This is a genomic window from Noviherbaspirillum humi (genome assembly GCF_900188095.1).
GTDB lineage: Bacteria > Pseudomonadota > Gammaproteobacteria > Burkholderiales > Burkholderiaceae_D > Noviherbaspirillum > Noviherbaspirillum humi.
Map to the genome: position 1 here is coordinate 323780 of NZ_FZOT01000004.1, position 11153 is coordinate 334932.

Annotated in this window: 8 protein-coding genes; 3 read left to right on the plus strand and 5 right to left on the minus strand. The window is 53.0% G+C overall.

Annotated elements, in window-relative coordinates; translation table 11 throughout:
• Nucleotides 1-11 precede the first annotated feature (11 nt).
• The 4 genes from CHB88_RS09850 to CHB88_RS09865 all read right to left on the minus strand — a co-directional run bounded on the left by CHB88_RS09850 (nt 12) and on the right by CHB88_RS09865 (nt 6254).
• Nucleotides 12-1385, minus strand: coding sequence for a polysaccharide deacetylase family protein (locus CHB88_RS09850; protein ID WP_089399138.1), 1374 nt, complete (start codon nt 1383-1385; stop codon nt 12-14).
• On the minus strand, nt 1385-2362 hold the full coding sequence (locus tag CHB88_RS09855) for a GNAT family N-acetyltransferase (RefSeq protein ID WP_089399139.1): 978 nt from the start codon (nt 2360-2362) through the stop codon (nt 1385-1387). Before CHB88_RS09855 ends, CHB88_RS09850 begins: the two co-directional genes overlap by 1 nt.
• A 37-nt stretch (nt 2363-2399) precedes the next feature.
• Nucleotides 2400-3848, minus strand: a complete 1449-nt coding sequence (locus tag CHB88_RS09860) for an oligosaccharide flippase family protein (RefSeq protein WP_089399140.1) — start codon at nt 3846-3848, stop codon at nt 2400-2402.
• A gap of 198 nt (nt 3849-4046) precedes the next feature.
• On the minus strand, nt 4047-6254 hold the full coding sequence (locus CHB88_RS09865) for a polysaccharide biosynthesis tyrosine autokinase (RefSeq protein WP_176442397.1): 2208 nt from the start codon (nt 6252-6254) through the stop codon (nt 4047-4049).
• Nucleotides 6255-6327: 73 nt separating this feature from the next.
• Between CHB88_RS09865 and CHB88_RS25130 the strand changes: the two genes are divergently transcribed.
• The 3 genes from CHB88_RS25130 (at nt 6328) to CHB88_RS09875 (ending at nt 10928) form a co-directional block, all read left to right on the plus strand.
• Entirely contained in the window at nt 6328-6630 is a 303-nt protein-coding gene (locus tag CHB88_RS25130; RefSeq protein WP_176442398.1) for a hypothetical protein, read from the plus strand.
• Between the two features lie 207 nt (nt 6631-6837).
• A complete protein-coding gene (locus tag CHB88_RS09870) occupies nt 6838-9426 on the plus strand; it encodes a right-handed parallel beta-helix repeat-containing protein (protein ID WP_143131206.1) in 2589 nt (862 codons plus the stop codon).
• 362 nt (nt 9427-9788) lie between these two features.
• Nucleotides 9789-10928, plus strand: coding sequence for a choice-of-anchor Q domain-containing protein (locus CHB88_RS09875; protein WP_245844868.1), 1140 nt, complete (start codon nt 9789-9791; stop codon nt 10926-10928).
• Between the two features lie 117 nt (nt 10929-11045).
• Here CHB88_RS09875 and CHB88_RS09880 read toward each other — a convergent pair.
• Nucleotides 11046-11153, minus strand: a 108-nt coding sequence (locus tag CHB88_RS09880) for a hypothetical protein (RefSeq protein WP_217900150.1), incomplete at its 5' end; no start/stop codon positions are given.

Below are 11153 nucleotides of genomic sequence, written 5' to 3' on the forward strand. Positions count from 1 at the left end.
TCGGCGGTACATTATTTGACCACCTCACAATAAAGCGATCTTGCGGCGAGGCTTTCCAGGCTCGAGTTATGCCATAACAATGAAAACCTGCCCTTCATTTCCCGTACTGCATTGTTCAATTTGTTGATGTGCTCTAACGCTTCATTCGTAAAACCATATCCCATATAGGAAGTCACCGAGCAGTCCATACATATCAATGGCTGCTGCTTGACCTCCAGCGGCTGACGGCTATGCAGATCGAACATGGTGAATTCCATGCAAGTACCGCAACGAAATCCGGTGTGATCTGCAAAACCAAGAGTGCTGTCGTAACGCAGACCGGTCGCATTCCATACCGCCGGTGTTATCGTCGACCACCTTAGATAGTGATTTCTCCCGCCATTGATGTTCTGTTTGACATGCGCCTTGTCCAGGGCCTCTCGCAGTCTTGACAATCCGGAAAGCGTGGTTCCTACGCTCTGATATGAGCGGTATCCCGGGTGTAGACCGATCTCATGTCTACGGTCGTCGATTCTCTTCATCATCGCCGCTACCGCACCACTGGTGATTTCGCATGTATCATCAAAGAGCGGGTCGGTGATTTCAGGCAAAAAATTGAATACGACCGCATTGCCGGCTTTCTCATTGATGTCCATGATCCAATCAACTGCCAGATAGTATGGATCGCGGTGCCAGTCTCCGAATCGATGGGACAGATAATTCTTAAATGGCCCCAACATCGCCATAGGGTGGCGGTCATGCACAACTTTGCCTACCGTCGAGCGAACCATTCGATTGAATGATTTTGCCGAGGGATGCAAGGGATAATCGACGTCGCAGCTGACGATCATCTTGTATTGCTTAGGACGACGCTTGAGTTGCGGCCATAGATGCGACATCGCGGACCATAGTATCTCGACGTACTCGTCAATGACCGGACGGTCAAGGAAACCTTCTTGAAAGGCGAGCGACGCCTTCGCGGGAAACCTATCATGTATATCGCGCTCCTTGCTCACCGCTTCTTCATACCTGGACAACATATAAAAGGCAGAGCCGAAGACATCAATCCCAAGGGATGCAGATCCCACGTTAGCGTGGAACCCCGGCTGCCCGAAGATGATGGGGACAAATGGTGAAATCAGTTTAGGATCCAGATTGCTGGTTGCCGGCAGAAACCACCATTTCACTGGCTGCGAGGGAAGGGTTTTCGGGCTGAGCCATTCCACGCTTGCCATCCGGAAGAATACGTCCGGCAGCTCAAGCACTTTGTTCTCGGCGCTAATCCTAACCGACGCATGGTGATCGAACTGCACTTGATGATCGATGCCAAGGAACTCATGGAACAATACAGAGCTTATCCACCGGCGTTCCTGTCGACATCCCTCTGGAAACGTCAAGGTGAACATCACTCCTCCTTGATCCCCGATTGCAGGGCTCGCCTTACCCGGAGCAGACGGGACGGCATTTTGCTGATGTTGAAATAAGGCGTCTGAACTGCACCGAAGTGACGAACGAAACGCTCGACTGGCTGCAACATCGATCCCTCGAAATCAAACTTCTGCGTTACGCGGGCTGCATCCTGAATTGCCTGCCAAAGGCACAGGCTCAACGCGCCACTGGAACGCAGTGCGGGATCGGAACCGTTGATCAAGCCGTATGCGCTGTTCTTGTCCCACACCACATAGCATCCCGCATGCCTCCGTCCCTCGCGGTCAACTGCAATGTAGTATTTACGGCAGTTTTGCTTCTGGCATGCCTCATCGATCCGGCGAACATACTCGTCCGAGTAGGGCACCTTCAATCCTTGTCTCTGAAACGTCATGCGGTTCAAGGATAGAAAGTCGGACAATGGCAAGTCGTCGCGCAGTGTAATCTGATGCCGCTCGGATGCCGACTTGCAGTTGCGTCGGACATTGTTATGAAAGCCCGCCCAAACATTGCCCATGTCTTGCAAGTCATTCAGTATGTAGGTGTAACGCGTAGTTTGCTGGAATCCCTGCCAGCAGAATGGCAGCCAGTTTGTTTGGCTGTAATGCCAGTTTTGAGTGAAGTAATCGAAGCGCGGTAACTGTGCGATCAGTTCTTCCATCATTTCCTGGTCCTGTGAAAGCCTTTTTGCATGACTAGCATTTTCATTTAGCGGACGCAACCATGGACCAAGTGTTTGGGTCAGCGCAGGCTGACTAACCACTTTCATGCCGAACTTTCTACGCATGACGTAAGGCATGGAGGCCTTGATTTGTCCACCGCTGGTCACCAGCGCGACGTTCCAGTTCTCGTCTCCCGCGGTAGCGTCTAGCCACCACGCTCGCGAAAAAATTGGAATGGACTCTTCCTTTGCAGAGATTTCGCGATACTGGTCCTTTGCGGATTTCAAAGCCAACCCCTTGCCAATGCTAATTGCCGCATACTTTAGCGATTTATGCCCACGCTTCTTTCATCAAGCAGGCATACCGAGCAGCGATAAATATTGTTGCCGTTCCAAGTCCTAGCAGCCAGAACGGATGACCTAAGCCCCACATCTTCGCCACAATGATAGGGCCGGTTAAAGGAATTGCCCAGATTAATGCGCTCAACGTTGGTTTCCCGATTTCATGCCAGCGGCTGCCCGACACTCGCATCAGATATACGAACATGATCGCGCGGCAGGTAACGCTGCCAACCGCCATCAGTGCAACGGCCGTAATCATGCCGCCAATGGAGGCGCCGGCAATTATCCCCGCCGCACGCACCACGAGTGAAACCGCTTCGAAAACAAGCAGCATGCCAAGCTTGTCAAGCACAGCGAACAAGGATGAAAACGTCGAGGTAATGAAAGCAAGATAGAGCCACGGTGCGAGCCACTGCGCGAAAACGCCGGCTTCGCGCCACTCCTGGCCGAATATCTGGCTGAATATGTCTGGTCCGCTTACCAAGAGCACCAGAATTGGGGGCATGGCGATGTGCGCCAGCCGCGAGTGCATGACGGCAATCAACGGTTCCAACCGGCCCTCGCGACTCGCGTCGGCTGCGTCCGAAAAAAACACGTCTGCAATTGCTTGGCCAAGCAATTGCATGGGAACCGATAGGACGCGGTTGGCGAGAGCGTAGATGCCGGCAACCGCAGGGCTGAAAAGCACGGCAAATAGAATCGAAGGCAGCTCTGCGCCAACTGTGTTGAAGAGCGAACCCCATGTTGAAAACAATGGAAACTGCTTATATCGTATCGCGACCACAGATAGCGAGGAGAACCTTACTCTTTTTAGGTGCGACCAGCGTGCCTGCACCACGCGAAGCACATAAGATGCCGCTCCAATGGCATATCCGGTAATCTGGCCTACCAGCAGCGCCGCTGGGCCAATCGTTGCCCCCCCCAGTTGGATGGCCGCCGTAGCCGCCGACTGGCTCAACCTGGTTTTCGCAATGGGTGCAAATGCTTTGGTGCGGATGGCCCAGCTATGAAAGGCATTGAATATGCCAATCGAAAAAATTCCCAGTGGCAGCAGCCAAAGAAATCTTGCGAGTTTTGGAGTATTGAGGAGATGGGCGATCCGATCTGAATACTTAATCAACGGCACCGCGCAAGCTCCTGCAATCAATACGACGATTCCCAAGCTAAGAATAAGCAAGGCATCGGCTTCTTCGTCACTATCCGGCAATGGAATCGACGCTTGATAGCGCAGACTGGCAATATTGCTAACGATTCCGGCCAACGCTGTGAACACAGCCAGCAGACCAAAGTCTTCCGGTTGATAAAGGCGTGTTAGAACCGGCGCTACCAATATGGTCAGGAGATGCCCGCTGGCGGTACCCGCAACCAGCACGGAAACACCCCGCGCAAAGGGGTTTTTCGGCAGCATGCGACGGACAATGTGCGTAAGCTGGCTCAAGGCTTCTCATCCCGCTTTGGCGCTGACGGTGATTGGTCCTGATTGATCTTGGACGGATGCCAGAGCAAATTTTCTGCAGCCATTAAGCGGTTTCCGTTTCTGGTAACCTTCGAATTATTCTCTTATGGTTGTTACGGCTAGAGCGTCTTCGGTTACATGGATCCAAATCCACCGTGAAGCGGAAACTGATCTTCTTGCTTAGCGTGCATCTCGATATCTTCCGTATTTCACTCCATACCCATATCCATACCGGCTAGCTGTCTTTCCTTTTAAATCGTTGAACACTGTGCCGGTAACCGTACCGCCGGCTTTCGTCAGGCGTCGAACGGTTTCTTCAATTTCGTCCACCGTACTAATGCCATCCCGTACGACGTTGTAGATAGTGCTTGCATGAGTAGCGACGATCATCGCGTCAGCGAAAGCGAGTGCAGGTGCGGTATCGATCAGGATGAAATCGTAGCGCGGCGACAGATTCTCGAGCAGTGCCTCGAAGTTTTTGTGAGCGAGCAATTCGGCTGGGCGCGTTGAAAGCTCGCCGGTGGATATGAAGTCCACGTTTTCGACGACTTGCTGATGGATTGCCTGCTCGACTTTGATCGTTCCGCCGAGAATTTCCGAGAGTCCATTCTCGCGTTCCAAGCCGAAATAGCGGTGCAGGTACCCGGTACGCATGTCGCCATCGATAAGGAGCACCCGCTTGTCAATTGAAGCGAGCACAGCGGCGAAGTTCGCCGAAACGAACGATTTGCCTACTTCAGGCGTCGGGCCGGTAATCAGAATGATGTTGTTTTGTGAATCTGATATTGCCGACTGCAGCAACGTCCGGAAGCTGCGCAAGCTTTCTACAGCGCTGTCCGACGGCGCATCGTAAGGCAGCAGCGACACCTTTTTGGCCTTTTTGTGAATCTGTGCGTACATCCGCTCCTGGTCTTGACTATGCGGGATGGTGGCGCTCACCGCTAATCCAAGCCGGTTTTCCACCGTGTATGGGTCGGGCATTTCCCCACTCATTCTTTTTCTGATGAAAGCGGCGGCGACGCCCAGCGCAATACCCAGCAAGGCTGATACCGATAGGACGGTTGGCTTGTTCGGCTTGACCGGTTTGGTGGGAACCGCTGCCATGTCAAGCAATCGCGCTCCGCCAAGACGGCTTGCACTGACCTGCCGCAACTGCTGTGCCGTGCTTAACAGATTGGTGTAAAGCTCAGTGTTGACCTTGACGTCTCGACTAACGCGCAACACCTCTTGCTCAATGGCAGGCATGCGCTTTATCTTTCCATTGATCAGGTTGAGTTCGACGCTAATGTCCCGGATTTGCTGATTGATGGTTTTCACGGCCGGGTGTTCATCGGCGAATCGGCTCAGCAATTCCTGCCGCTTTTGTCGCAGTTCAACCAGCCTTGTTTGATTCGACGCTGCCTGTTGCACGATCATCTTGGCCTCTTCGCCTAGATCGACTGTTCCATAGCTGTTTCGGATCTGGTTGTACTTCGCTTCGGAATTTTCCAATTCACGTTTCAGCTCTGGTAGTTGCTTGTTCAGGAAGACAAGCGACTTTTCCGCCTCATCAGCCTTGTGATCGACGCTTTGCCGGATATATTCCTGTCCAATCTCATTCACGATCCTGCTGGTGCGCCTCGGATCGCTTCCCTCCAACACGACGTTGATGATCCCCGACTGCTTTCCTTTTTCCGAAATCTTGAGTGAATCTTGCAGGCGCTCGATAGCGTCGATCTGGGGAATACGCTTGAGGCTAAATTCTGTTCCGGGTTTGGCTATGATGCGATCGACCATGACTTCAATGGTTTCTTTGCTATATGGAACCTGAAGCAGCTCTCCTACCCTTCCTGTAATGTCAATATCGTGTCTTCGCTCTCGCAGGCGATATTTCCCATCCCCCAGGAAGGTGAGTAAAAATTCCTTTCCCACGAAATCATCCGGGACATCCAATCGCGAAACCAACGCTTGCTCATCTGCCCATACATAACTCTCCAAACTCTGCATTCCGTGCAGCCCCGACATTGAAAGGTAGGGGTGAAGGCGCGCGATCCAAGCGCCCACTACAGGAAAGTACTTCGGCTCCACGACAATATATGAATGGGTGTTGTTGATAACGCCGTCCAACACATTGCGGGAGCGAAGTACCTCCATCTCAGTGCTCACCCCGACCTTCTTCTCGAATACGCCATTGATGTCGGTAAGTATGCTTCTGCTCTGTATTACGTTTTCATCGACCTGTACCAGCATGTTTGCCTGGTACACCGGCTTTGCGATAAGGGTATAGGCAAATCCGAGCAGCGTAACGAAAACCGCAATGAATCCTATCAGCCAACGATGTTCGATTAATGACTTCAGATAGCTCGCGGCATCTAATGTGTCGTCTTTCTCTTCGTATGTGATCGACATTGGCTGGGATGCCAATCCGTGCGGTACCAATGGTTGACGCGGCTGTTTCATTCGAGAGGGCTGAAAATGGCTGATGGACAATGAGCCGAGTCTCCCAAGGAGGTTGGCTTGTATCTGGTCTTGGTTTCTGGCAGTGAAGAGCGATAGGTCGACCAAGGACGAGGGCATGTCGGCCGGTTCTATTAATGTAGTGATCCCGCAAGCGAAATTTAAGGATGAAATTTCGATGGTTCTCGCCCTCTGCACAGATTTTTATCCGTTTTTTGGATTAATCGGCCCCGTAGCCGCATTGCCATCAGTGACTGCTGTCACGCACGCCTTTTCCATCACTCCCAACGGTGCTCTCTGTCAGAAATATTTTTCAGTCAGGCAATAGGCGCAAACCGAATCACGCCACTTCTTCTCGCCTCTTAATATCCTCATGTACCAATAGTTCGTCCTTCTTCTGCGATTGTGCTTACAAATCGTTGCAAAACGCAGCGATTTAACTGATTCCTCCTGGAACTATTTCCTCGCGTCATTGCTCTGATGAACTGTTTTCATACAGGCGCACCTAGTCGCCGTTTCATCAGGGAGATCCGTTTTGCCTTTCTCAAAATCATTCCATTCATATTCGATGAGTGCGCTTTCATGCGCTTGCGCAGCAGTATTATTGGCTGCATGCGGAGGCGGAGGGAGTGATACCGCCACAGACACCTCCGCACAGGGCGACGCCGAGCTTCTTGCAAGAAGCAGTGTAAATGGCAAGAACGCGTCCACCGGATCCACGACGCCGGGAACATCGACCGGCTCCACAACGACTTCTCCAACCACCGATACCGCTCTTGTAACCGCGACCGCCAGCCCGTCCACAACGTACACGGCAACCAATCATCTCTACGTTGCCACGACAGGCTCAGATTCCAACGCAGGAACGCAGGCGGCGCCTTTCAAGTCCATCTCGAAAGCAGCCAGCGTCGCAAAGCCTGATACCATCGTCCACGTTGCACCAGGAACGTATGTTGGCGGAGTCACCACCGGTGCGAGCGGCCTGGACGGCGCCCGCATCTATTATGTGTCGGATGTAAAATGGGGCGCAAAAATCGTCCCCGGCAGCACAGAGACTATCGGCTGGCGAAACAGCGGAAACCATGTGACCATCAGCGGCTTTGATATTGACGGAAGCAGCACATCGTCATGGCGAATCGGTGTACATATCACCGGTTCACATGCAACGGTGGAAAACAGCCACGTGCATAATGTATGGAGCAGTTCCGCTCAAGGCTGCGATTCCAATGGTGGCGGTGGCATCGTTTCCGATGGTTACTCCGGCCAAGAAGATCACCGCGTTCTGAACAACGTCGTCGACCATATCGGCTTTAGCGGCTGCGGCACGATCAGCGGCATCTACATGCAAGGCGCTTACACGGACGTTAAAAACAACCTGGTCTACGCGATCGGTTCGGATGGCATTGTGTTTTACCACGATGGCACCCGTGCAAACATCGGCAACAACACCGTGTTCAACAGCAATCGCGGCATCATCCTCAGTGCTGGCGGCATCTATCACCTGACCACCGCTCCGGACTATTTCAACGTCTTCAACAACATTGTTTACGACAATGCGTCGACAGGCATCGGTGAAGGATCGGGCCCTCTTGGCATCGGCCAGAATAACTACTATTACAACAATCTGGTCTTTGGCAACGGCACGAACATGTCGCTCACCACCGCCAGCCAGCCGCATGAAAGCGGCACTGTTTATGCGGCGCCTCAGTTCGTCAACTATGTGCGCACGGGCGGCGGCGACTACCGCCTGAACAGCACTTCGCCAGCAATTGACAAGGGCAGTCCGACCAATGCACCGACGCTCGACCTGAACGGCATAGCCCGCCCGCAAGGCGGCGCGGTCGATATCGGCGCTTATGAGTGGACGACGGCATCGACCTCGACCGGCACCACGCCGGGGACCACCACGACCACGACGTCGCCAACCACCGGCACCAACTCAGGCACTTCGTCGGGTACCACCACAACCACGACGTCGCCAACCACCGGCACCACCTCAGGCACTCCGTCGGGCACCACCACGACCACGACGTCCCCGACCACCAGCACAACTTCGGGCTTTACCGCAACCAATCATCTTTATGTTGCAACCACCGGCTCCGATTCCAATCCTGGAACAAAAGCGGCGCCTTTCAAAACCATCGCAAAGGCCTCGAGTGTCGCCAAGCCCGATACGATCGTTCACGTCGCGTCTGGCACCTATACCGGTGGTTTGTCCACCACAGCAAGCGGCACGGCGACTGGGCGAATCTATTACGTGTCGGACGTCTTATGGGGTGCGAAGCTTGTCCCAGGCAGTGGTTCGAGCGTGGCCTGGAATGACAGTGGCAGCTATACGACGATCAGCGGTTTCGATGTCGACGGGCAAGGCGGTACCGCCTGGCGCATTGGTTTGAGAATGGCAGGCTCTTATTCGGTGCTGCAAAACAATCACGTCCACAATATCTACACCTCCGGCACCTGCGATAGCAATGGCGGTGCAGGCATTGTGACCGACGGGTATTACAAGCAGCACGATCATGCGATCCTGAACAACACCGTTGATCACGTCGGATTCTCAGGTTGCGGCACGATCAGCGGCATCTATGGCCAGAGCGCTTACATGAAGGTCAAGAACAACCTTGTTTATGCAATCGGCTCCGACGGTATCGTTTTTTACCACGATGCCACGAATGTCGACGTGATCAACAATACGGTGTTCAATGCTGACCGCGGCATCATCATGAGCGCCAATGGCTTCTACAACCTGATTACTGCCCCTGACTACTTCAACGTGCATAACAACATCGTGGTCAACAACAGGGGAACAGGTATTGGCGAAGGCGCCGGACCGTTGGGCATCGGCTCCAATAACACGTACCGCAATAACCTGGTCTATGGCAATGGAGGAAGCAATCTCTCCCTTACCAGCGGAAGCTCGACCCGGACCAGTGGAACGGTTAGTGCCGACCCGCAGTTCATGAACTATGTAAGCACTGGCGGCGGCGACTATCGACTGAAATCGACCTCGCCGGCAATCAATAAAGGCGCCACTACCTATGCACCCACAACCGATATCAACGGCGTCTCCCGTCCGCAAGGCGGAGGTATCGACATCGGTGCATACGAGTACATAGCTCAGTAAGCTTTCGTCGCAACATCACCTGTTTGCTGACCAAGTAAGGCATTCCGGGTATCTCCGGAATGCCTTATTTACATGAGGAATGACGAATTCTCGGGCGCCTAGTCATTTCAAGGCCGGTGTGGGCAATGCCTCAAACCGCCCGCGATTTTAGAACCTATTTGGATTTCTCCTTAAACAGCACATTGGGTAATCAATCAAATATTTCGCCGATATTACGAAGTTGATCCAATTCTTGGATCTATCCGAACTAAGGACCCAGATATCAGTCTCGTTATACAACGACCATCAACCCAAGGAGCATTGATGTGTTTCATCCATGTTCCATTCGAGCAGCCAAGCCAACGGGTTTATGCGTTTTCTTAGTGCTCTTTCTCAACGCCTGCGGTGGAGGATCGAATGGACCAGAACCCATCGACTCAACGGCGAACACACGAGATACTACGGCCGTAGATAGCCCAGCCGATATCTTTGTCGCAACGTCTGGTTCCGACGCGAATTCAGGAACGCTTGCAGCCCCGTTCAAAACGATATCGAAGGCCTCCACGGTTGCCGTCCCTGGAACTACAGTACATGTTGCCCCCGGTGAATATGAAGGCAGTTTTAAAACATCGGCTAGCGGCACGGGGGCGGCACGCATCCGCTATATTGCCGATATTCCTTCGTCTGTAAAAATTGTTCCCCCTGAAAACTCGACCGATCGCTCCGCATGGATCAATGAGGGAGACTATGTCGACATAGAGGGGTTTGAGATTGACGGCACCAATTTCCGCGGTGGCCTGGCATGGACCTCGGGTATCTACCTACCCGGCTCTTTTTCCGCGGTAAAGAACAATCGCATACACGATATTGCGACTGATCCCACACTATGCACAAACGATGGCGGTGCTGCAGTCGTTACCGACCACTACTATTTCGGGACCAATAACGATGTGGTCGGCAATGTCATTCACCACATCGGCTCTGTCGGCTGCGATTTCATCCATGGTGTCTACGCCGGAACGTCGGGAATGGTGGCTAATAATCTTGTGTATCAGATCGGATATGCGGCAATCCATCTCTGGCACGATGCGACCAGTATCGTTATCACGAACAATACGGTGTTTGCTTCCACCTATGGGATTCTAGTTGGCGGAGGCGACTTTTATCATTCCGATGCGCCCGCCGACAATATTCATGTCTCAAACAATATCGTGATGGATAACGTCTTTGGAATCAAGGAAACCGGATTCACGGGGATACACAATACATACGTCAACAATCTGTTGTACATGAATAGCGGCTTAGACTGGGAACTTCAGAACGACCTTGTTCATTCTGCTGACGTGAATCTCGATCCACTGTTCATCAACTATCTTCGATCGGGCGGCGGCGACTATCATCTTTCACCAGGCTCACCCGCCATCGACAAGGGCACATCAACCATGTCCCCTTCCACGGATCTCGACGGAACACGTCGACCTCAAGGCACGAGTGTCGACATCGGCGCCTACGAATTCAAATAACGTTTTCCGAACCTTCGACGCTGAATGTCGACAAGGGGGCTTCAGTTGGCTCCGCCTCTTTTACCGTGGGACCGGGCAGGTTAGTCCACGTATGCCCCATTACGGCGCCTTCACATCTCACGCCCGCCCATACTTATCCTCGAAGCGGACGATGTCATCCTCGCCCAGGTAGGCGCCCGACTGCACCTCGATCAACTCCAGCGGCAGCTTGCCCGGGTTCTCCAG

Excerpts from the sequence above, each read along its gene's own strand:
- CHB88_RS09850 (WP_089399138.1), bottom strand. The coding sequence starts at position 1,385 with ATGTTCACCTTGACGTTTCCAGAGGGATGTCGACAGGAACGCCGGTGG.
- CHB88_RS09865 (WP_176442397.1), bottom strand. The coding sequence starts at position 6,254 with ATGTCGATCACATACGAAGAGAAAGACGACACATTAGATGCCGCGAGC.
- CHB88_RS25130 (WP_176442398.1), top strand. The coding sequence starts at position 6,328 with ATGGACAATGAGCCGAGTCTCCCAAGGAGGTTGGCTTGTATCTGGTCT.